This is a genomic window from Labrenzia sp. R5_0, from assembly GCF_017743835.1.
Classification (GTDB): Bacteria; Pseudomonadota; Alphaproteobacteria; order Rhizobiales; family Stappiaceae; genus Roseibium; species Roseibium algicola.
This window is the reverse complement of record NZ_JAGHRK010000001.1, coordinates 38,661-58,448: the sequence shown is the minus strand read 5'-3', so window position 1 is coordinate 58,448 and position 19,788 is coordinate 38,661. Positions and strand designations below refer to the sequence as shown.

23 protein-coding genes and 1 riboswitch are annotated in these 19,788 nt (G+C 60.1%); of the genes, 10 read left to right on the top strand and 13 right to left on the bottom strand.

Annotated features, from left to right (window positions below):
* Positions 1-38 precede the first annotated feature (38 nt).
* Positions 39-1,559 carry an aldehyde dehydrogenase gene (adh, locus tag J7447_RS00290; protein WP_075282285.1) on the top strand — a complete coding sequence of 507 codons (1,521 nt, stop codon included), beginning with the start codon at positions 39-41 and terminating at the stop codon, positions 1,557-1,559.
* A 108-nt stretch (positions 1,560-1,667) separates the two neighbouring features.
* Here adh and J7447_RS00285 read toward each other — a convergent pair whose 3' ends face one another.
* Complete coding sequence (locus J7447_RS00285; RefSeq protein ID WP_055657865.1) at positions 1,668-2,390, bottom strand: alpha/beta fold hydrolase; 723 nt, start codon at positions 2,388-2,390, stop codon at positions 1,668-1,670.
* A 22-nt stretch (positions 2,391-2,412) separates the two neighbouring features.
* A complete protein-coding gene (locus J7447_RS00280; protein WP_228148064.1) occupies positions 2,413-2,775 on the bottom strand; it encodes a helix-turn-helix domain-containing protein in 363 nt (120 codons plus the stop codon).
* 168 nt (positions 2,776-2,943) lie between these two features.
* Between J7447_RS00280 and J7447_RS00275 the strand changes: the two genes are divergently transcribed.
* From J7447_RS00275 to J7447_RS00260, 4 genes are all read left to right on the top strand, one after another.
* Positions 2,944-3,558 (top strand): glutathione binding-like protein, encoded by a 615-nt coding sequence (locus J7447_RS00275; RefSeq protein WP_075282282.1) that lies wholly within the window; start codon positions 2,944-2,946, stop codon positions 3,556-3,558.
* The gene (locus J7447_RS00270) at positions 3,555-3,941 is read left to right on the top strand and encodes a nuclear transport factor 2 family protein (protein ID WP_062490234.1); all 387 of its coding nucleotides are present in this window, start codon (positions 3,555-3,557) and stop codon (positions 3,939-3,941) included. Before J7447_RS00275 ends, J7447_RS00270 begins: the two co-directional genes overlap by 4 nt.
* Before the next feature lies 1 nt (position 3,942).
* Complete coding sequence (locus tag J7447_RS00265) at positions 3,943-4,158, top strand: 4-oxalocrotonate tautomerase family protein (RefSeq protein ID WP_152508317.1); 216 nt, start codon at positions 3,943-3,945, stop codon at positions 4,156-4,158.
* A gap of 372 nt (positions 4,159-4,530) precedes the next feature.
* Entirely contained in the window at positions 4,531-5,091 is a 561-nt protein-coding gene (locus J7447_RS00260) for a DUF4166 domain-containing protein (RefSeq protein ID WP_209168433.1), read from the top strand.
* 6 nt (positions 5,092-5,097) lie between these two features.
* Here the strand turns inward: J7447_RS00260 and tyrS are convergent, their stop codons facing one another.
* The 3 genes from tyrS to J7447_RS00245 all read right to left on the bottom strand — a co-directional run bounded on the left by tyrS (position 5,098) and on the right by J7447_RS00245 (position 7,829).
* Positions 5,098-6,375, bottom strand: a complete 1,278-nt coding sequence (tyrS, locus tag J7447_RS00255) for a tyrosine--tRNA ligase (protein WP_023001993.1) — start codon at positions 6,373-6,375, stop codon at positions 5,098-5,100.
* 328 nt (positions 6,376-6,703) lie between these two features.
* The gene (locus J7447_RS00250; RefSeq protein WP_209168432.1) at positions 6,704-7,288 is read right to left on the bottom strand and encodes a hemerythrin domain-containing protein; all 585 of its coding nucleotides are present in this window, start codon (positions 7,286-7,288) and stop codon (positions 6,704-6,706) included.
* Positions 7,289-7,385: 97 nt separating this feature from the next.
* Positions 7,386-7,829, bottom strand: coding sequence for a MarR family winged helix-turn-helix transcriptional regulator (locus J7447_RS00245; RefSeq protein ID WP_209168431.1), 444 nt, complete (start codon positions 7,827-7,829; stop codon positions 7,386-7,388).
* A 95-nt stretch (positions 7,830-7,924) separates the two neighbouring features.
* Between J7447_RS00245 and J7447_RS00240 the strand changes: the two genes are divergently transcribed.
* Positions 7,925-8,629: a glutathione S-transferase family protein gene (locus J7447_RS00240; protein ID WP_209168430.1), complete on the top strand. Its 705-nt coding sequence runs from the start codon at positions 7,925-7,927 to the stop codon at positions 8,627-8,629.
* A gap of 42 nt (positions 8,630-8,671) precedes the next feature.
* On the opposite strand, the gene J7447_RS00235 is transcribed toward J7447_RS00240, so the two are convergent.
* Entirely contained in the window at positions 8,672-9,316 is a 645-nt protein-coding gene (locus tag J7447_RS00235) for a cysteine hydrolase (protein WP_209168429.1), read from the bottom strand.
* A 22-nt stretch (positions 9,317-9,338) separates the two neighbouring features.
* Positions 9,339-9,806 carry a MarR family winged helix-turn-helix transcriptional regulator gene (locus J7447_RS00230; RefSeq protein WP_023001998.1) on the bottom strand — a complete coding sequence of 156 codons (468 nt, stop codon included), beginning with the start codon at positions 9,804-9,806 and terminating at the stop codon, positions 9,339-9,341.
* 196 nt (positions 9,807-10,002) lie between these two features.
* Here J7447_RS00230 and J7447_RS00225 point away from each other — a divergent pair, with 196 nt between their 5' ends.
* On the top strand, positions 10,003-10,818 hold the full coding sequence (locus tag J7447_RS00225) for a class I SAM-dependent methyltransferase (protein WP_209168428.1): 816 nt from the start codon (positions 10,003-10,005) through the stop codon (positions 10,816-10,818).
* A gap of 64 nt (positions 10,819-10,882) precedes the next feature.
* Here J7447_RS00225 and gcvPB read toward each other — a convergent pair whose 3' ends face one another.
* From gcvPB to J7447_RS00195, 6 genes are all read right to left on the bottom strand, one after another.
* The gene (gene gcvPB, locus J7447_RS00220) at positions 10,883-12,475 is read right to left on the bottom strand and encodes an aminomethyl-transferring glycine dehydrogenase subunit GcvPB (protein ID WP_077290724.1); all 1,593 of its coding nucleotides are present in this window, start codon (positions 12,473-12,475) and stop codon (positions 10,883-10,885) included.
* Positions 12,472-13,818: an aminomethyl-transferring glycine dehydrogenase subunit GcvPA gene (gene gcvPA, locus J7447_RS00215; RefSeq protein WP_209168427.1), complete on the bottom strand. Its 1,347-nt coding sequence runs from the start codon at positions 13,816-13,818 to the stop codon at positions 12,472-12,474. The genes gcvPB and gcvPA overlap by 4 nt, the downstream gene beginning before the upstream one ends.
* Positions 13,819-14,031: 213 nt before the next feature.
* Positions 14,032-14,517 (bottom strand): OsmC family protein, encoded by a 486-nt coding sequence (locus tag J7447_RS00210; RefSeq protein WP_023002002.1) that lies wholly within the window; start codon positions 14,515-14,517, stop codon positions 14,032-14,034.
* Positions 14,518-14,520: 3 nt separating this feature from the next.
* Positions 14,521-14,892 (bottom strand): glycine cleavage system protein GcvH, encoded by a 372-nt coding sequence (gcvH, locus tag J7447_RS00205; RefSeq protein WP_023002003.1) that lies wholly within the window; start codon positions 14,890-14,892, stop codon positions 14,521-14,523.
* Positions 14,893-14,918: 26 nt separating this feature from the next.
* Positions 14,919-16,070 (bottom strand): glycine cleavage system aminomethyltransferase GcvT, encoded by a 1,152-nt coding sequence (gene gcvT / locus J7447_RS00200; RefSeq protein WP_209168426.1) that lies wholly within the window; start codon positions 16,068-16,070, stop codon positions 14,919-14,921.
* Positions 16,071-16,252: 182 nt separating this feature from the next.
* A riboswitch (glycine riboswitch) is annotated at positions 16,253-16,345 on the bottom strand.
* Between the two features lie 224 nt (positions 16,346-16,569).
* Entirely contained in the window at positions 16,570-17,154 is a 585-nt protein-coding gene (locus J7447_RS00195; RefSeq protein ID WP_031269728.1) for a hypothetical protein, read from the bottom strand.
* 189 nt (positions 17,155-17,343) lie between these two features.
* On the opposite strand from J7447_RS00195, the gene ispH reads away from it, so the two are divergent.
* From ispH to rnhA, 3 genes are read left to right on the top strand one after another with little or no spacing between them, the layout of a single operon-like run.
* Positions 17,344-18,345 carry a 4-hydroxy-3-methylbut-2-enyl diphosphate reductase gene (gene ispH / locus J7447_RS00190; RefSeq protein ID WP_023002006.1) on the top strand — a complete coding sequence of 334 codons (1,002 nt, stop codon included), beginning with the start codon at positions 17,344-17,346 and terminating at the stop codon, positions 18,343-18,345.
* Positions 18,346-18,349: 4 nt separating this feature from the next.
* The gene (thrB, locus tag J7447_RS00185; protein WP_023002007.1) at positions 18,350-19,315 is read left to right on the top strand and encodes a homoserine kinase; all 966 of its coding nucleotides are present in this window, start codon (positions 18,350-18,352) and stop codon (positions 19,313-19,315) included.
* Positions 19,312-19,782 carry a ribonuclease HI gene (gene rnhA, locus J7447_RS00180; protein ID WP_023002008.1) on the top strand — a complete coding sequence of 157 codons (471 nt, stop codon included), beginning with the start codon at positions 19,312-19,314 and terminating at the stop codon, positions 19,780-19,782. The genes thrB and rnhA overlap by 4 nt, the downstream gene beginning before the upstream one ends.
* Positions 19,783-19,788 lie beyond the last annotated feature (6 nt).

The window sequence follows — 19,788 nt, the reverse complement described above, 5'->3', positions numbered from 1 at the left end:
TTCGGTTGCCTGACCGCCGATCTTGTGGAGGAACCCAGATGAATCAGATGCCCAGTTTTTCCGTCGACACGACGTCTCCGTTCAAGTCCCGCTATGACAACTATATTGGCGGCAAATTCGTTGCGCCTGTGAACGGACGGTATTTCAACAACATCACGCCGATTTCCGGCGCCACCGTTTGCGAAGTCGCCCGTTCCGATGCCGCTGACGTTGACCTGGCGCTTGATGCGGCCCATGCGGCCAGGGAAGCCTGGGGACGGACCCCGGCAGCAGAGCGTGCCAATATTCTGCTGAAAATCGCCGATGTCATGGAGCAGAATCTCGACATTCTGGCCAAGGCCGAAACCTGGGACAACGGCAAGCCGATCCGCGAAACCACGGCAGCCGATATTCCGCTTTCCGTTGACCACTTCCGCTATTTCGCAGGTGTTCTGCGCGGCCAGGAAGGCTCCATGTCGGAGATCGATGCCGACACAATTGCTTACCACTTCCATGAGCCGCTCGGCGTTGTCGGGCAGATCATTCCCTGGAACTTCTCCATCCTGATGGCTGCCTGGAAACTGGCTCCGGCGCTTGCCGCCGGCAACTGCGTCGTCCTGAAACCGGCCGAGCAGACCCCGGCGGCAATCATGGTGCTGGCGGAGCTCATCGGCGGCCTGTTGCCGGATGGCGTTCTCAACATCGTCAATGGCTTTGGTGCAGAGGTTGGCGCCCCGCTCGCCAAGTCAAATCGCATCGCCAAGATCGCCTTTACCGGGTCGACCGAAACCGGCCGGATGATCATGCAGTACGCAACCGAGAACCTCATTCCGGTAACGCTGGAACTGGGCGGCAAGTCGCCGAACATCTTCTTTTCCGACGTCATGAGCGAAGACGATGCGTTCCTCGACAAGGCCATCGAAGGCTTTGTTCTGTTCGCCTTCAACCAGGGTGAAGTCTGCACCTGTCCGAGCCGGGCCCTGATCCAGGAAGACATCTACGAAGCCTTCATCGAACGGGCGATCGCCCGTGTGAAAGCCATCAAGCAGGGTGACCCGCGCGCCATCGAGACCATGGTCGGTGCCCAGGCCAGCCGCGAGCAGCAGGACAAGATCCTGTCCTATCTGACCATCGGGGTCGAGGAAGGTGCACAAGTGTTGTGCGGCGGCGCGGAAGCGAAGTTCGACGGCGACCTTTCCGGCGGCTTCTACGTTCAGCCGACCATCCTGAAAGGCCACAACAAGATGCGGGTCTTCCAGGAGGAAATCTTCGGCCCGGTGGTGTCCGTCACCACGTTCAAGACCGAAGAAGAAGCCCTGGCGATTGCAAACGACACCATGTACGGCCTCGGCGCCGGCGTGTGGTCGCGTGATGCCAACCGCTGCTACCGATTCGGCCGCGCCATCGAGGCAGGCCGCGTGTGGGTGAACAACTATCACGCCTACCCGGCCCATGCGGCCTTTGGTGGCTACAAGCAGTCCGGCATCGGCCGTGAGACCCACAAGATGATGCTGGATCACTATCAGCAGACCAAGAACATGCTGGTCAGCTACAACCCGAACAAACTCGGGTTCTTCTAAAGACTGCCGGCGTTACCCGATCTTGTCCTGGCAGTGATGCGGGGCAGTCTTCGAAAGAAGGCTGCCCCGTTTTCCGTTGAAGCCCCGGGAACGGCAGCCTGTTCATCGTCAAAGTTCTTCTGCAATCTCTTCCAGCAGATCTGCAAGCGCCTCAGGCTCGCTCACCATGGCGTCGTGGCCTGTCGCGATCCGAGAGACCGGCCATCCCTTGGCCTGTGCCCGGGCCAGCGCGACTTTTGCCGGCGGATACGGCGGTTCAGTGCATTCGATGTAATGGGCTGGAAGACCGTTTCCGACCGGGTGCTTCAGGTCCAGTGCCGTGGTGAAGGTTCGGAACGGGTGCGGTGTCAGGCGCGGTTTCAAAAAGGCAACGTCGTCCGGCTTCGTGATGCCAAAACTTTCCGGCGGGGCTGGCGCCAGTGACAGGCCACCGCTGCTGGTTTCCGCCAGCTTCCTGCGGTCTTCGGCAAGATCTTGCGGCAGAAGATCGAACCAGGTTTCCCCACTCTCCAGCATGATCGCGTCGAGATAGATCAGACCGGCAATCCGCTCCGGCACGAGGTCTGCAACCCCGGTGATCGGAATGCCGCCAAAGCTGTGACCGACTAGAATGACGTCCGCCAGATCCTCGAACTGTAAATGCCGGACGATATCTTCCACGAACGTCCGGATCGTGATGTCCGGCGAAAGCAGATGCGAGCGCTCGCCGAGGCCCGTCTGCGTTGGTGCGGTCACGCGATGCCCACGTGCCCGCAGGATGTTTGCCAGACGCGACCAGCACCAGCCGCCATGCCAAACACCATGGACGCAAACGAAAGTCTGCTGTTTCAAGAGCCCCTCCCCGCTTCACCGCCTATTCGGCGGCTTCGGCCGCCATCTGGAAATCGCGCCGTACCTTCAGTTTGTGCCCGACTTCGACAATGGCTTCCAGTGCCGGAATCAGATCCTGGCCAAGATCCGTCAGCTCATATTCAACGGAAGGTGGCGATGTCGGGCGGACATGGCGCAACAGCACGCCGCGGCCTTCCAACTCTGAAAGGCGCTGTGACAGTACCTTGCCGGACACAGGGGGAATATCCGCCTTCAGCTCGTTGAAGCGGCGGGGACCTGCCCGCAGGCTCCAGATGACGTTGGGTGCCCAGGCTCCGGAAATCACCTGCATGCACTGGGTCAGACTGCAAGGAGTTGGCGGTTTCGGGCTCAGATTCTTGCGCATTTTCAAGGCCATGGGCACCACACGATCTTCAAGGGTCCAAGGTCACGCGGGAACCATCAGGTTTCTGCCCGGTAACTCGATAATGCAAGTTACCAATAGAAACCTACTTGTCAATGGTGACTTCAAAAGACACCTTCCGGGCATCGATACGAACCAAGGAGCCAATCGATGAAACTGTTCTACAAACCCGGTGCCTGTTCCATGGCTGCTCATCTCCTGCTCAACGAAGCCGGAGCCACCTACAGTCTCGAAAAAGTCGATACGACCGCGGGTCTGACGGAGACCGGCGCAGCATACGCGCAGACCAATCCGCGCGGCTACGTGCCGGCACTTCGGTTTGAGAACGGTGACGTTCTGACGGAAAACGTTGCCATCCTGCATTGGCTTGGCGAGCAGTACCCGGACTTTGCGACGGATACAGCTGGCAAGCCGCTCGACCGGTTCCGCGTGCTGGAATTGCTCAGCTTCCTGTCCTCAGAGCTTCACAAAGGCTTCAGTCCGTTCTTTTCCGGCAAGGAATTTTCTGAAGCAGAAGCAGCTGAAAACCAGGCAAAGCTGAATACCAAGCTCGGCCAGTTCGATGCCTTGCTGGCCAAGGGCGGCGACTATCTTTTGGGAGATACCTTCTCCGTTGCCGACGCCTATGCCTTTGTCATCTTGAACTGGACGAACTTCATCGGCGTGTCTCTTGGCGACTGGCCGAAGACGGCAGCCTATGTCGAGCGCATCCGTGCTCGCCCGGCCACCCTGAAGACCCTTCAGGAAGAAGGCCTGGCGGCATGAGCAGTGCCCTGACCGCGCTGGAAAAGGTCATATCCGACTATTTCGACGCGCTTTATCACTGCGATACCGGCCTGCTGCAGCAGGTGTTTCACGAGAAGGCAATCTACGCCACGGCGGACGAGACACCCCTGCTCTATCGCACGATGGCCGAATATGTACCGGTCGTCGCCGCCCGCCAGTCGCCGGCGTCCCGGGGTGAGGAGCGCCGCGATGTCATCGACGAGATCCAGTTCGCCGGTGAGAACACGGCCTTTGCCAGAGTTCGCTGTTCGATCGGCAACAACGATTTCACCGATTTCCTGACCTTCGTGCGTGACGAAGGCCGCTGGCAAATCATGGCGAAGATCTTCGAAATTCGACCACGCAACGAAGGAGTGGCCTGACATGCCTTACGTGAATATCCAGGTGACCCGTGAAGGGGTGACGGCAGAGCAGAAAGCCCGGCTTATCAAAGGCGCGACGGACCTACTGGTTGACGTTCTCGACAAGAACCCTGCAACCACCTTCGTGGTGATCGAGGAAGTGGACCTTGAGAACTGGGGCGTCGGCGGCCTGCCGGTGGAAGAATACCGGGCAAGGCAGCTGGAAAAACAGGGCTGAACGGTCAAATGGAAGCCGGGGCAATCCCGGCTTCTCTTTTTGCCGCGTTACGCTTCCCTCTTTCAGTTCCTCGCCACTGTCCGGCAAGCCTGGACTATTTCGTTCGTCCCAAACATTCGTCATTGCAGGGCTTGACCCTGCAATCCATGCCGTGACCGTGCCTCAGCCAGAAGCCTCAATTGGCGGATGGGGAACGGCATGGATGCCATGGCCAGGTCATGGCATGACGGAGGAAGTGGAGAGGGATGATGAGGAGGCTGAATGGTGCTCATCTGGACGTCACCAAACAAGTGCAAAGAGTTTTTGCTGTTGTCCAATCGACGCGAGAATGGTCTGTCTGAGAAGACACATCGACATCAAAGCAGATCTCACATGCCCCGCACGCTTTATCAAACCATCCTCGGCCCCGAGTTCGACAAGGTACCGGCAGAAATCCGGCGGATGCACAGCTTCGCGCGGGTGGCGCGGGGCACCGCGGATGTAAGCCGGGGAAGCTCGTGGGGCGCAAGACTGATCTGCCGGCTGGCGAAGTTGCCGGAAGCACGGATGGGTGTTCCGGTCGAGACCAGCTTTGAACCTATCGTGGGTGGAGAGCGCAGGACCCGGCGGTTTGACGGGCAGCCGTTCCAGACCGACATGATGGCCGGTAAAGGCGACGCGTATCCCTGCATGCTCGAGCGCCTTGGACCGTTCCTGTTCAAGATGCGGGTAACGGCAAGTGAGAAGGGCATCGACATCACCCCGGCAGAGGTTTCGCTTGGACCGCTTCCGCTGCCGCTGCGCCTTGCTCCGAGAGCGGTCGGGCGCGAGCGTGTTGTCGATGGAAGGTACAGTTTCACCGTAGAGGTGACCTTCCCGCTGATCGGGAAAGTCTTCGGCTACAACGGCCGGCTGGAGCCGGCCGTTCTGATCGATGATGCACAAGCCGTCTGACCGGCCTCACTCGAAGCCGACCAGGGCCTTGCGGCGTTTGCCGACAGAAATCGACAAACGGTCGTTTGCCTGAAGATCGCCGGTGGCAATGCGGCGGCGCGCGTCGTCGACGATCTGGTTGTTGAGGCGAACGCCTCCACCTTCCACCAGCCGCCGTGCCTCGCCGTTGGATGCTGCGAAGCCGACCGCGACCACAAGCTCCAGAAGACCGAGACCGTCTGCCAGAATTTTCAGCGGCAGACTGTGGGTCGGTTCCAGGATCTCGCCTTCGCCCGAAAACAGGGCATCGCCTTGCTGCAAGGCGCCGCGCGCTTCTTCCGGGCCATGAACGATTGCTGTCACCTGGGTTGCCAGGATCTTCTTGGCTTCGTTCAGCTCCGCCCCTTCCAGCGCCGCCAGTCGTTCGATTTCGCTCATCGGCAGCTCGGTAAAAAGGCGCAGGCACTTGGCGACGTCGGCATCGGCGGTGTTGCGCCAGAACTGCCAGAAGCCGAAGGGCGACAGGTGTTCGGGGTGCAGCCACACGGCACCCGCGGCCGTCTTGCCCATCTTCGCACCGCTGGCGGTGGTCAGCAGGGGAACAGTGAGGCCGTGCAACTTGCGGCCATCACGGCGGCCGAGTTCCACACCATTGACGATGTTGCCCCATTGATCGGATCCACCGACCTGAAGCGCACAGTCATGACGCTTTGCCAACTCCAGAAAATCAACGGCCTGCAGCATCATGTAGCAGAACTCCAGAACCGTCAGCGGCATCTGAGCATCGAGGCGCGACTTGACGCTGTCGAAGGTCATCATGCGGTTGACTGTGAACTGGGAGCCATAGTCGCGGAGGAATTCCAGGAAGCGGAATTCATTGAGCCATTCCGCATTGTCGACCAGCAAAGCCCCATCTTCGCCGTTCATATCCACGAGACGCTCAACGGATCGTCGTATGCTCGCGATGTTGGCTGCGATCTGACGTTCTTCCAGCATCGGCCGGGCATCCTTGCGGAAACTCGGATCGCCGATCTGACTTGTGCCACCGCCAAGCACGACGATGGGACGATGGCCGAGCTTCTGCAGCCAGCGCATGGTCATCAACGGCATCAGGTGGCCGACATGAAGACTTGCCGCCGTGGCATCGAACCCGGCGTATGCGGTGATCGGCCCTTGTGACAGCGTCTGGTCGAGCGCCTCGATATCCGTGCATTGGTGCACAAGACCACGCTCCAGAAGCACGGCGAGTGCTTCCGATTTGAGTTTTGTCGCCGGTTTGCCGGCTTCGATCATATGTCTGGTCATTTTTCGCTTCCTGGTTCCCCCGCCAGGAAGCTCGGGTCTCTAGAAACCAAAAAGCCGCCTGACGCGGCGGCTTTTGAGGTGTCTATGGGGTGAACAAGATCCTACGCAGCCGCCGGTATGTCGGTGACGTAATAAAAATACACGAAGGATGCGCTCATCTTGGTCATGCCAGCTTAAATGCGTTAGGGCGGGAAAAGAGTCAAGCCTGTTGTGTTCGTGACGTCCCAGACCCCGACAGGTGTAACCGGAATGCCTCAAGGCTGCGCGCGGTCAAGAAATTCCACCTGACCCTGTGCGAAAGGCCTGCGCTTGCGCACGTCTGGCCGCGTTACGACAACCCGAGTTTCCGTTCGCCGCGATCCAGGATAACCGGAACGATCAGGTCTTCCTCGTCATCCAGATGGCGCATCAGGCCGGAGATCAGGGTGTCGCTGACACCGGCGAAACTGTCGGCCGCGCGGCGGATGGCATCGCGGTCTTTCGTCTGCAATTGTCCGAACAGCTTGTTGGCGCTCTTGATCACCGCCTCAATGCGATGATGGATCAGTTCGTGGTCACCTTCCAGCAGCTCGAAGCCATCCACCAGGCGCTTTTCGGCTTCCATGAATACAGGGAAATAGTGCTTATCCTCGATCATGTGGTGGTGATGCAGCTCACTGAGAAACTGTTGCAGACGCGGGGCAAAGAGGTTGCCGAAACGGTTTACCGGGAGCCGTTGTTCGCGGAAGTCGGTCAGGATCGTATCCAGGTCAGCACCGAGCTGACGGAAGCCGTTATGCCGTGCGAGCCAGAATTCGGTCAGTGGGCCGAGTTTCCGGTGACCCGGCCAGTCTTCGCGCGGATGTTCTTTCAGAAGGAACAGCCACTCCTGCGGAAGTCCGGTCCGTTCATCCAGATTGGTGGTGTTGGTCATGGGTTTCAGGTCCGGTCAGAGAGAAGGTTTGCCGACCTTATACGCATGTTTTGGCCTGTCATGCGGAAACAGTGTGTTCACTCCCCGGGAACAGACGTCACTGCACCAGTTTTCCCAGCACCTTCCAGAGCGCTTCGGTGTCCCCCGGCTCCAGATACCTTGTGAATTCGGTTTCCACCGCTGCCCGGTAACACGGCCACATGGCCTTCAAGAGCATCTCCCCTTCCTGGGTCAGACGCACCGAGACACCTCTGCCGTCTTCCGGGCTCTTCAGCTTTTCGATGTAGCCCGCAGCGGCCAGCCGGTCGAGCAGGCGCGAAACATTGTACTGGGCCAGCAGCATTCGCTTTTCGATTTCGACCGGACGCAAAGTTTTGTCCTCTGCCCGGCTTAATTCCAGCAGCACATCGTACCAGCCGAGAGGTGGGAAACCAGCCGCCTTCAGGCGTGCCTCGACCCGTGCCAGCACGTTGCCGCTTGCACGCTGCAGACGGGCCCAGGCGTCGATGGCCTGGGGGACGGTATCGGCGGAATTGCTCATGGCCAAGAAATAGAAAATTTATGCAATTGCATCAATCTTGATTTTTCATGCATATGCATTCATCTTGATGCAGATGCATGAAAAGGAGTCTCCAGATGCCCGACACACTCACGCTGATCAGCCATGCGCTTTGCCCTTACGTGCAGCGCGCGGCGATCGTCCTTCATGAAAAGAATGTTCCGTTTGACCGGGTTACCATCGACCTTGCCGACAAACCGGACTGGTTCCGCGCGGCCTCACCACTCGGCAAGGTGCCGCTGCTGAAACTGGGCGGTGATCGCTATCTCTTCGAATCCGCCCCGATCGTCGAATTCCTGGACGAGACAGAAGGGAGCCGGCTGCACCCGGAGGACCCTGCCGAACGCGCGCGGCACCGGGCCTATATCGAATTCGCTTCGCAGATCCTGAACGGCATCGGCGCGCTCTACAACGCCAGGGACGACACCGGGTTTTATGCTGCGGGTGAGGCACTTCGTGCAAAGTTCCGTCATCTGGAAGGTGAACTTGATCCGGACGGTCCCTTCTTCGCCGGAAGAGCCTTTTCGCTCGTCGATGCGGCTTTCGCCCCGGTGTTCCGATATTTCGATGTCTTTGAGACGTTCTTGACGCTTGAGATGTTTGACGACCTCGACCGGGTTCTTGCGTGGCGTAGCAAGCTTGCGGCCCGCACATCGGTTCAAGAAGCAGTTACTGCGGACTATCCAGCGCTTTTGACCGCCTTTCTGCAAAACCGAAATAGCTGGATCTCCCAACTTCTCGACTTGCGCAACCGGGAGCGATCACTCCTGGTCGCACACTGAGGCCTTCAAGCGCAGCCGGACATGGCGCCGACTGCGCCCGTTTCAGGCGAAGGCTGCGCCGAGTTTGCCCAACTCGCCTTTGAGGTCCGTCCATCTGTCCGGCGTCGTGGTTAGTGTCGCCGGATCCCTGATTTCGACGTCATACCCCCGGTTCAACGCCCCCTTTGCGGTCAGCTGAACGCAGTGACAGGCATCAAGACCAACCAGGACCAGCCGCCCGATCCGCTTTTCCTCAAGCCAGGCTTCAAATTGCGGACTGGAGAAACTGTCACCGATCGACTTTTCAAAGACCGGAGCATTGCCGACAGCAAGTGTTCGGTCGAGCTTCAAACCGTCTCGCCCCGGTGTGCCGATACCGCCCGCCGACATCTTCATGGCCGCGATCACCGGCCAGTCGCGGAAGACATTCTTGACGAAAACGACCTGGTGGCCTGCCATCCGGTGCGCTTCCACCTGGCGTCCTATTTCGGCAAGCACGGCGTCTCTCTGGCCTGGGTCAAAAGCGTGTTTGCCGGTGTTCCTGGTGAAGTCCTCCTGCACGTCGATGACCACCAGAGCTGTGCCCGGCCGCATTGACCTGTCGATGCTTGCGCCCTTTGTCGGCGTCCCCAGCCGCCGCAGGCAATAAACGATATAGGCGACAACGCCTGCGGCACAGAGCCCGGCCGCAATCCAGATACCGGTCATGTGACCTCTCCTGTTCGTGAAATTATTCCAGTGCCTTGGGCCGATCCGGGTCGTCCTCGAACGCGGCAAAATGATCAAGCATGGTGCAGAGCACCCGCTGCGTGGAACGCAGATCGTCGTCCGAGAAGAGCTCGCAGACTGTCTCGATTTCGTCAGTCTCCCGTGCCCGGATTTCGCCGAACCGGTCGTGCCCCGCTTCGTTCAAGGCAAACAGTGGTGATCGCTTGTGCGCCGGATTGGCCCGGCGCTCGACCAGTCCCTGCTCTTCCAGAGCGTTCATCACGAGCTGGATCTGCTGGCGGGCAAGAAACAGCGCCCGGCCGATCTCGGGTACCGCCATCGGCCCGGCCTCCTCCAGCACTTCCATGACCGCTCGCATACCGACGGTCACGCCGGTTCCCTCCAGCTTGGCCTCCACCGCCCGTGCAAGCCGGCGGTGCACGGGGCGTATCAGGCGGATGATTTCATAAAGCTCGACGGACTTCTTCATGGACACCTCATTTGACAAATTATATGTCATTTTGACATTTATATTGTCAATAAGAATTTTGAAGGCCCCTGTGTGTCATCACTCTGGAATCGAGGGCCCTAAGCCAGACGTTTCGATCCCGGTGAAAACCAGGTTCCGTGCCTTGGCGAGGGTTTGGAGCTATACTGCCGGTCCCGTTCGTAGTCTGGAGCGAACCATGAGCAATCAGGAAGGCGTCCCCCGAAACGGAACATTTGCCGAGCGATACGACAGTGTCATGGTGCCGGTGATCTTTCAGCCTTGGGCACAACAGCTGCTCCAACGGCAACCACCCCAAATCGAAGACCGGATCCTGGACCTTGCGTGCGGCACCGGTGCGGTAATCCGTGAAGTCGCGAGTCTTGGGAACGGATATGCAAAACTGGCCGGCGTGGACATGAGTGCGGGAATGCTGGCCGTTGCAGCCGAAAAGGCCAGCGTAAACGGGATAGACGCAGAATGGTTCGAGGCGACCGCAGGCGATATGCCGTTCCCTGATGGCGGCTTTGACCTCGCTTACTGTCAGCAGGCTTTGCAGTTCTTCCCCGATCGTGTCGGAGCCCTGCGCGAACTTCACCGCGTTCTGGCACCCGGGGGCCGCGTCGCCTTCTGCGTTTCCCGCGGTCTGTCAGAAAATCCTCTGCTGATGGCGCAGGCAACCGCATTGGAAAAACACGTCGGCGCAGAGGCGGGGGCAGCCGTTCGTGCGATCTGCCAACTCTCTGACCCTGAAGAAATACGATCGAACTTCGAGGCCGCCGGGTTTCTGGATATCCAACTGGAGACAGTTTCACTGACGCTTCATCACCCGGATGGCCGTGCTTATGCCGCCGGAGCCATGGGTGGCATGCATACCGGAGACAAGCTCTCCCGGCTATCCGAAGACGACAGGAACGCCTGCTTCAATGATTTCCTGAAAGAACTGGGCCCCTGTTTTGACGGCAAGGCAATCCGGTTTCCTCACGTCTCCAACGTGGTGACAGCGCACACCTGAGCGACAGGAAACAAAAAAACCCGGCCGAAGCCGGGGTTTTCATCCTTGAAAATTCGTCCACGTGCTACTCGGCAGCAGCCGGGGTCACTTCGGCCGGAGCCGGCTCGGTCCATTTCAGGACCGGCTTGCGAGCTGCACCCGTTTCGTCCAGACGGCGTCGCGGGGCAAGGTACGGTGCACCGGAGAAGCGTTCCGTTTCGCCGCGCTTTGCGCTCATCACGAGATCGCGCATGGTGGCGACGAAAAGGTCGAGCGCCGCCCGGCTTTCCGATTCCGTCGGCTCGATCAGCATCGCGCCATGGACAACCAGCGGGAAGTACATGGTCATCGGATGATAGCCTTCGTCGATCATCGCCTTGGCGAAGTCGAGCGTGGTCACGCCGGTGTCCTTCAGGAAGCTGTCGTCGAACAGCACTTCGTGCATGCACGGACGCTCGCCAAAGGGCAGGCTCATCAGGTCCTGCAGGCCGACGCGAATATAGTTCGCATTCAGCACCGCATCTTCGGACGCCTGCCGCAGACCGTCGGAGCCGTGGCTCATCATGTAGGACAGAGCCCGCACGTACATGCCCATCTGGCCGTGGAACGCGGTCATGCGGCCGAATGGCTGCTCGCCGTCCTTGGTGGCAGCTTCGGTTTCGACCAGTTCGACACCTTTTTCCGTCTTGCGGATGAACGGCAACGGCGCAAAAGGAGCCAGTCTCTGGGACAGGACGACCGGACCGGAACCCGGGCCACCGCCGCCGTGAGGCGTCGAGAAGGTCTTGTGCAGGTTGATATGCATGGCGTCGACACCAAGATCCCCCGGGCGGGCCTTGCCGACGATGGCGTTGAAGTTGGCGCCATCGCAGTAGAAATAGGCATCTGCCTTGTGAATCAGATCGGCGATCTGCTTCACTTCCCGTTCGAACAGCCCACAGGTGTTCGGGTTGGTGAGCATGATGCCGGCGATGTTGCCTTCGTGTTCGGCAATGGTCTTCTTCAGTGCCTCCAGATCGACGGTCCCGTCGTCCTTGGCATCGATGTTGACGACCTTGTAACCCAAGAGCGCTGCCGTTGCCGGGTTGGTGCCATGGGCGCTTTCCGGCACCAGAACGATCTTCGGATCACGGCCGGCAGCGGTGTGGGCTGCCTTGATCGCCATCATGCCGCACAATTCGCCATGGGCACCGGCTTTCGGGCTCATCGCGACAGCGGAGGTGTTGGTGGACACCATCAGCCAGTGGGCAAGCGCATCGATCAGTTCCAGTGCACCAGGCACCGAGGACACCGGCTGAAGCGGATGGATGTCCGCGAAGCCCGGCAGGCGGGCCATCTTCTCGTTGAGGCGCGGATTGTGCTTCATGGTGCACGAGCCGAGCGGATAGAGACCGCTGTCGATGGCATAGTTGTTCCGCGACAGGCGCACATAGTGGCGCATGGCCTCCGGTTCGGCGAGGCCGGGCAGACCGATCTCGGCCTTGCGCTTGAAGCTGCCAAGCTCGAACTCGGCGCTTTCGTCCTCGTCGAGATCGACACCGGTGGTTTCCAGCGAGCCGAATTCGAAAATCAGCGGCTCTTCCATATCGAGACCACGGTTGCCGGTGAAAGTCTTCGGGCGGAAAGCATCCCCGGCATCACCTGCTGCGGTCGGGCGGCCTTGCGTGTTCATGCTCATGCCAGCACCTCCTTCAGCGCGTCCGCAAAGGCCGCGCGGTCTTCATCCGTATTGACTTCGGTCGACGCGACGACCAACAGGTTCGCGAGATCCTTGTTGCCCGGCTCCAGTCGAGAAACCGGCAGGCCTGCGAGAACGCCCCGTTCGGCCAGTTGCTCGACCACATCCTCGGCCACCTTCGGCAGCGCGATCGTGAACTCGTTGAAATAGGCCGAGTTCAGAACCTCGACACCGGGCACGCCGGCAAGAAGCCTCTTCAGCTTCACCGCGTTGCCGTGGTTGATGCGGGCGAGTTTGGTCAACCCGGCCTGCCCCAGCAGCGACATGTGAATGGTGAAGGCAAGGCAGCAGAGACCGGAGTTGGTGCAGATGTTCGACGTTGCCTTGTCGCGGCGGATATGCTGTTCGCGGGTGGACAGCGTCAGCACGAAACCGCGCTTGCCTTCCGCATCCACCGTCTCACCGCAGAGCCGGCCCGGCATCTGGCGGACATATTGCTGGCGGGTGGCGAAGAGACCGACATAAGGGCCACCGAAGTTGAGGCCGTTGCCGATGGACTGGCCTTCACCGACCACGATGTCGGCGCCTTGTGTTCCGGGCGGTTCGATCAGGCCGAGCGACACCACTTCGGTGAAGACCGCAATCAGCAGCGCCTTGTGCTGGTGCGCCTTTTCGGCAATCGGCTTCAGGTCGATCAGCTGGCCGTAGAACGACGGCGACTGGACGACAACGCAAGACGTCTCGTCATCGATCTGGGACAGGATGTCTTCGGTGCCCGTCGGGTCTGCCGGGAGGCTGACGACCCGATCGCCGGCCATGTTGGACAGGCCTTCTACGACTTCCCGGTACTGCGGATGCAGCCCGCCGGAAAGCACGGCCTTGTTGCGCTTGGTCACCCGGTGCGCCATCAGCACGGCTTCACCGGTGCCGGTGGAGCCGTCATACATGGACGCGTTGGCGACATCCATTGCGGTAAGGCGCGCTACCTGGGTCTGGAACTCGAACAGGTACTGAAGCGTACCTTGCGTAATTTCCGGCTGATAGGGCGTATAGGAGGTCAGGAACTCCGACCGCTGGATCAGGTGGTCGACCGTTGCCGGCACATGGTGCTTGTAGGCACCTGCGCCGACGAAGAACGGTACGGAGCCGGCCGCAGTGTTCTTCGATGCCATGGCCGAGAGCTTGCGCTCCACTTCCATTTCGCTGGCTCGTTTGGGAAGGTCGAGCAGACCCTTCATGCGAACGTCTTCAGGGATGTCCGCAAAGAGTTCATCGACGGATTTGACGCCGACCCGCGCGAGCATGTCGCTGCGGTCGGTATCGTTCAAAGGCAGGTAGCGCATCAGGCAGCTCCCAAGGGTTTGATCAAAAATCGGACCGGCGAAAACCACGCTCTCGCTTCATCAGCCCGGACCCGGAGAACTGACAAGCTTCCGGATACGGGCTCCCCGTTTCCTGCTCGGCGCGGTGGCGCCGTGCAGACGCACAGAGAAGAGAACTGGTCACCATCCAGAACAGGGAACCGGCTGCGACTTCGTGCGGCCGGTTCCGGAAAGTCACGGTGCGACAAGGCGGAGCGGTTCGGGCTCCACAACGATCTCGCACTTCACGGAGTTGGCTATGAAACAGACGTCATGCGCCTTTTCATGCAGATCGGTCAGCCAGGTCGGATCCGGGTCCTCGGCTGCAACCAGCGTGATAACCGGCCGCAGCACCACTTTCGTGATTGCCATCTTGCCCCGCGCCACCCGGCTCATTTCGCCCTGGGCACGGTCGCTGTAACTGGCGACAACGAAATTCGCCCGCCGGGCAAGATCCAGGAAGGACATCATGTGGCAGGACGAGATAGCGGCGACGAAAGCCTCTTCCGGATCGACGGCGGCTTCGATGGAATATGGCAGGGGTACCACCGTGGGCGAAGCGCTTGCCGGGATCTCGAGACCACCGTCAAAACGCCAGATGTGCCCTCTGGAATAGGCGTTTGCGGCATAGTCGCCGTCGCATGCCCATTCCACCTGTGCCGTGTAGTAGTGCCCTGCCATGAATTACAACGTCTCCACGTACGCCTTGTAGGCTGCCGCGTCCATCAGGTCGGACAGCTGATCCGCATTGCCGACGGTCATCTTGATGAACCATGCAGCGCCTTCGGGATCTTCGTTCACCTTGGCCGGCTCGTCCACCAGCGCATCGTTGGCTTCAACGACTTCACCGTCGATCGGAGCGTAGACTTCACTGGCGGCCTTGACGGATTCCACGACGGCGGCTTCATCGCCCTGTGACAGCGCCTTGCCGGCTTCCGGCAGTTCGACGTAAACGACGTCGCCGAGCTGCTCCTGCGCGTAAGTCGTGATGCCGATGGTGGCTTTGTCGCCATCTACGGCGATCCACTCGTGGTCCTTGGAGTAATAGGTGGTCATATTGTGCGTCCGTTATCTGGAAAGATTTATGCTTTGGGTTTGCGGTAATACCGGTTCGGAACAAACGGCATGTCCGCGACGGTAGCGGGCAAGCGCTTGCCTCTGACGATCAATTCAAGTGGCGTGCCAGTTTCGGAGTGCTCCACCGGGACATAGCCCATCGCGATCGGAGCACCCACGGTCGGTGCGAAACCGCCGGATGTCACGGTGCCGATCACCGGCCCGTCGGGCAGTGCGATCTCGGCTCCTTCCCGCGCAGGTGCCTTGCCATCGAGGCGCAGGCCGACGCGGACACGGCCCGGTCCCTTTTCGAGTTCACCCTGAATGCGTTCCGCGCCCGGAAAGCCGCCTTCTTCTCGGCGGCGCTTCTGCATGCAGAAGATGATGGCGCCTTCGACGGGAGACGTCATCTCGTCAATGTCGTGTCCGTAGAGGCACAGCCCTGCCTCAAGACGCAGGCTGTCGCGGGCCCCGAGCCCAATCGGTTCGACCCTGTCGTCGGCGAGCAGTGCACGGGCAATCGCTTCAGCAGCACCGGCAGGCACGGACATCTCCACGCCGTCCTCGCCGGTATAGCCGGCACGGGCAACGTGGCAGTCGATACCGTCAAACTCCATCGGTTCGGCGGCCATGAAGCCAAGTTCGGCTGCCTTTGGCGCATGTGCTGCGACCGCAGCCACGGCTTCCGGCCCCTGAACCGCGATCAGCGCACGATCGTCGATCACTTCAAGGGTCACGTTTTCAGGCAGTCTTTCGCGGAAATGGGCGTAGTCGACATCCTTGCGGGAGGCATTGACCACGAGCATCAGCTTGCCGTCTTCTGCTTCGGACAGCGGCCGGGTGACCATCAGATCATCGATAATGCCGCCTTCGTCGTTGAGCAGTACCGTGTAGCGCTGACGGCCGTGGCCAAGTTCGACGAAATTGGACGGGGTCAGCGCTTCCAGAGCCCGGGCCGTCGTTTCGTGATCGGGACCGATCAACAGGGCCTGGCCCATGTGGGAGACGTCGAAAAGGCCGGCCTTCGTGCGGGTTTGCTGGTGCTCGGCCATGATGCCGGCCTTGTACTGCACGGGCATGGAATAGCCGGCAAACGGCACCATGCGTGCACCCAGTTCCACATGAAGGTCGTGAAGAGGCGTTTGTTTCAGATCTTCGTCTGCAACGGTTTCCGCCATGAACGGTCCTCGTATTCGGGGTTGCGCAGTCCCGAACCGGCCCGCATGGGTCCTGATCCGTCTGCACCCCCTCTGTCCGAGTACCTGAGAGATTTCCCGACCGGCGCCGATGACGCCTTTCGGTTACTCCTTCGGTGAGCAGTCCGCAAACCCACTTGCGGAGCACTGCTTTCCAGAGCGTTGCAGTTCATGCGGTCCTTCTGCCTGAGAGTTTCCGGGGCGGTTGCTCCTTCGGCGCCAGGATCCTTTCACCCGGCCTCTCCCGCATAAACATTGACGTGTTTCCACGCCAACCGGGGGACGACCCCGATTGGGGCCGGATTGTGCGAGGCAGACATAGTCTTGTCAATATGCGACATGCAGCCCCCGCAATTTTGCCGGTGCACAATTTTAGGCATCGTCTTGCAGAGTGTGCACGATCAATGGTCGGCCGGTTTCCATCTTCCCGGCCAGGCCTCAAATTCAGTCAACACTGATGTGCTGCGTGCGTGGCCGGGCCTTAGCGGCGACGGCCTTCGTCAAAGCCGAACACAACCTTGGCGTCCGCACCTGCCGGGATCGTGAATTTCTCTTCGATCAGCGTCCAGGTTTCGCTTGGCGAGTTCGCTCCAAGCGTGACCGGAATTTTCACTATCTCGGAGCTGAGCGGCTTGGCACCGCTGCCACCGGGCACAATGGCGACGCGCATCGGCAGAACCACTTCACCGCCCTTCCAGGCGGGACCGGAGGTGACATCGCCGGACAGGCCCAGCTTCATGCGGCGGCTACCATCCGGCTGCTGCGTGCAGGTGTTGGCCCAATCCTTGACGGTGGCCTGGTAAAGCAGACCCTGCGGGTCATCGTCCTTGCCGCGCACATACTTGCGGATCAGGAAGGTGTTGGACTGAAGCTGCAGCGCAGGACAGGGAACCGGCGGGGCGAAGGTTTCGGGAGAAATCTCGATCGGCTGCTGGCCACCGGAAATAACCTTGCCCGCAACACCGTCAGCGGCACTCATACACCCCGCAAGAGCCGCGGCGGAAAGGCCCACGGCCATAATTGTCTTCAGGGTCTTGCCGGAGACGGCGGGAATCGCACTGATCATCTTCATTCCATAAAAATGCAACAATTGTCGGCGGAGCTTCATAGCAGGTGAAGAATTGCTTGGCGAGGCTTGTCAAACGCAAACCTTCAAGCAGCTCATTGTGGCTGAATTGGTTCAGCTTGCCGCACATCCCTTGACACAGCGTGGCTGCGAGCCCTTATTGCGCGCAGAAACGTTCCTCGAAAGAGCATGATGACCGAGAGCAAACAGGAAAAAACACCGCTTGCCATTCACCTTTGCGCGCCCCGAGGGTTCTGCGCCGGTGTCGATCGCGCGATCCAGATCGTGGAACTCGCCCTGGAAAAATACGGCAGTCCGGTCTACGTCCGTCACGAGATCGTGCACAACAAGTTCGTGGTGGACGGGCTGAAGGCTAAGGGCGCTGTGTTCGTGGAAGAGCTGGAAGAAATACCGGCCGGGCACACCGACAGACCGGTGATCTTCTCTGCGCACGGCGTACCGAAATCCGTGCCGGAAGACGCCCAGAGCCGCAAGATGTTCTATCTCGACGCCACCTGTCCCTTGGTCTCGAAGGTCCACAAGGAAGCGGAAATCCATTTTCGCCGGGACCGCGAGATTCTGCTGATCGGTCATGCGGGGCATCCTGAAGTGATCGGCACCATGGGCCAGTTGCCCGAGGGCACCGTCAGCCTGATCGAGACTGAAGACGACGCACGCGCCTTCACGCCGAAGACCGACCGCCCCCTCGCCTATATCACCCAGACCACCTTGTCCGTGGACGACACGGCCGGGATCGTGGCTGTGCTGCAGGACCGGTTCCCGCAGATTGTCGCTCCGCACAAGGAGGACATCTGCTACGCAACCACCAACCGTCAGGAAGCGGTCAAGCATGTGGCGCCAAAGGTCGACGCAATGATCGTTGTCGGCGCCCCGAACTCCTCCAACTCGCAGCGCCTGCGTGAAGTTGCTGAACGGGCCGGGTGCAGGACTGCAGTGCTGATCCAGCGCGCAAGCGACATCGACTGGCACGATTTCGAAGGTATCACGTCGTTGGGTCTGACAGCAGGTGCATCGGCCCCCGAGACCCTGGTAGAGGAAATCATCGCGGCATTTGCCGACCGGTTCGACGTCAACGTCGAGACGGTGCGTACTGCCGAAGAAACGATTTCCTTCAACTTGCCGCGGGAGCTGCGCGAGATGATCGCCTCCTCCCAGGCCGCTGCCGGATAACCCCATGGCTGTTTATACCGAAGTAACCGATGAGGAACTGAACGACTTCATCGGCAGCTACGATGTCGGACGTCTGTTGTCATTCAAGGGCATTGCCGAAGGTGTCGAGAACAGCAACTTCCTGGTCCACACGGACAAGGCGTCCTACATCCTGACGCTGTACGAAAAGCGCGTGAACCCGGACGATCTGCCTTATTTTCTGAACCTTCTGCAGCATCTGGCCGCAAAGGGCCTGTCCTGTCCGACGCCGGTCCCTTCGAGGGACGGCAAACTTCTGGGCACTCTCGCCGGCCGACCGGCCGCGCTGGTCACCTTTCTGGACGGCATGTGGGTCAAGCGGCCCAAAGTGGATCATTGCGCCGAGCTGGGCCGGGCCATGGCAGAGTTGCACCTGGACGGCGCCGATTACGACGGGTTCCGCAAGAACGCACTCGACGTCAGCGGCTGGCGGCCCCTGTTCGATCAATGCGGGGAGCGCAGCGATACGGTTCATCCCGGTCTCGGTGCAGAGATCGCCAGCGAGCTGGACCATGTGGAAAAGGTCTGGCCCAGGGACCTTCCGGGCGGGGTGATCCATGCGGATCTGTTTCCCGACAACGTGTTCTTTCTGGGCAACGAACTTTCCGGGCTGATCGATTTCTATTTCGCCTGCAACGATGCCTTTGCCTATGACATTGCCATCTGTCTCAACGCATGGTGCTTCGAGCAGGACATGTCGTTCAACGTGACCAAGGCAAAGGCCCTGCTCAAGGGCTATGCCGCCGTGCGACCGTTGAGCGAGGCTGAATACGATGCCTTGCCGACCCTTTGCCGGGGTGCGGCCCTGCGTTTCCTGCTGACACGGCTCTATGACTGGCTGAGCGTGCCGGAAGGTGCGCTGGTTACGCCGAAGGATCCGCTGGAATATCTGAAGAAGCTCCGCTTCCACCAGAGCATTTCCTCCACGCAGGCCTACGGGTTGGAGCGATGACGGAGAGCAACAACCGGGTCACGATCTATACGGACGGCGCTTGTTCCGGCAATCCTGGCCCGGGCGGCTGGGGTGTCATCCTGCGGTTCGGGGAGCACGAGAAAGAGCTTTCCGGGGGCGAGTCGGAAACCACCAACAACCGTATGGAGCTGATGGCCGCCATTGAGGCGCTGAATGCCCTCAAGCGCCCTTGTGCGGTCGACCTTTATACCGACAGCACATACGTGCGCAGCGGCATCAAGGAATGGATGTACGGCTGGAAGCGCAAGAATTGGCGCACGGCTGCCAACAAGCCGGTAAAGAATGCGGATCTCTGGCAAGCTCTTGACGCCGCAAGGGAACGTCATGACGTTACCTGGCACTGGGTCAAGGGACATGCCGGCCATCCGGACAATGAACGCGCAGATGAACTGGCGCGCGGCGGAATGGCCCCGTATAAGAGCGGCGAAAAAACGAATCCTGTCTGATGAGCA

Bases quoted from the DNA above. Each gene is read 5' to 3' on its own strand.
- adh (WP_075282285.1), top strand. From the start codon at position 39: ATGAATCAGATGCCCAGTTTTTCCGTCGACACGACGTCTCCGTTCAAG.
- J7447_RS00280 (WP_228148064.1), bottom strand. From the start codon at position 2,775: ATGCGCAAGAATCTGAGCCCGAAACCGCCAACTCCTTGCAGTCTGACC.
- J7447_RS00275 (WP_075282282.1), top strand. From the start codon at position 2,944: ATGAAACTGTTCTACAAACCCGGTGCCTGTTCCATGGCTGCTCATCTC.
- J7447_RS00270 (WP_062490234.1), top strand. From the start codon at position 3,555: ATGAGCAGTGCCCTGACCGCGCTGGAAAAGGTCATATCCGACTATTTC.
- J7447_RS00265 (WP_152508317.1), top strand. From the start codon at position 3,943: ATGCCTTACGTGAATATCCAGGTGACCCGTGAAGGGGTGACGGCAGAG.
- J7447_RS00260 (WP_209168433.1), top strand. From the start codon at position 4,531: ATGCCCCGCACGCTTTATCAAACCATCCTCGGCCCCGAGTTCGACAAG.
- tyrS (WP_023001993.1), bottom strand. From the start codon at position 6,375: ATGACCAGACATATGATCGAAGCCGGCAAACCGGCGACAAAACTCAAA.
- J7447_RS00250 (WP_209168432.1), bottom strand. From the start codon at position 7,288: ATGACCAACACCACCAATCTGGATGAACGGACCGGACTTCCGCAGGAG.
- J7447_RS00245 (WP_209168431.1), bottom strand. From the start codon at position 7,829: ATGAGCAATTCCGCCGATACCGTCCCCCAGGCCATCGACGCCTGGGCC.
- J7447_RS00240 (WP_209168430.1), top strand. From the start codon at position 7,925: ATGCCCGACACACTCACGCTGATCAGCCATGCGCTTTGCCCTTACGTG.
- J7447_RS00235 (WP_209168429.1), bottom strand. From the start codon at position 9,316: ATGACCGGTATCTGGATTGCGGCCGGGCTCTGTGCCGCAGGCGTTGTC.
- J7447_RS00230 (WP_023001998.1), bottom strand. From the start codon at position 9,806: ATGAAGAAGTCCGTCGAGCTTTATGAAATCATCCGCCTGATACGCCCC.
- J7447_RS00225 (WP_209168428.1), top strand. From the start codon at position 10,003: ATGAGCAATCAGGAAGGCGTCCCCCGAAACGGAACATTTGCCGAGCGA.
- gcvPB (WP_077290724.1), bottom strand. From the start codon at position 12,475: ATGAGCATGAACACGCAAGGCCGCCCGACCGCAGCAGGTGATGCCGGG.
- gcvPA (WP_209168427.1), bottom strand. From the start codon at position 13,818: ATGCGCTACCTGCCTTTGAACGATACCGACCGCAGCGACATGCTCGCG.
- J7447_RS00210 (WP_023002002.1), bottom strand. From the start codon at position 14,517: ATGGCAGGGCACTACTACACGGCACAGGTGGAATGGGCATGCGACGGC.
- gcvH (WP_023002003.1), bottom strand. From the start codon at position 14,892: ATGACCACCTATTACTCCAAGGACCACGAGTGGATCGCCGTAGATGGC.
- gcvT (WP_209168426.1), bottom strand. From the start codon at position 16,070: ATGGCGGAAACCGTTGCAGACGAAGATCTGAAACAAACGCCTCTTCAC.
- J7447_RS00195 (WP_031269728.1), bottom strand. From the start codon at position 17,154: ATGATCAGTGCGATTCCCGCCGTCTCCGGCAAGACCCTGAAGACAATT.
- ispH (WP_023002006.1), top strand. From the start codon at position 17,344: ATGATGACCGAGAGCAAACAGGAAAAAACACCGCTTGCCATTCACCTT.
- thrB (WP_023002007.1), top strand. From the start codon at position 18,350: ATGGCTGTTTATACCGAAGTAACCGATGAGGAACTGAACGACTTCATC.
- rnhA (WP_023002008.1), top strand. From the start codon at position 19,312: ATGACGGAGAGCAACAACCGGGTCACGATCTATACGGACGGCGCTTGT.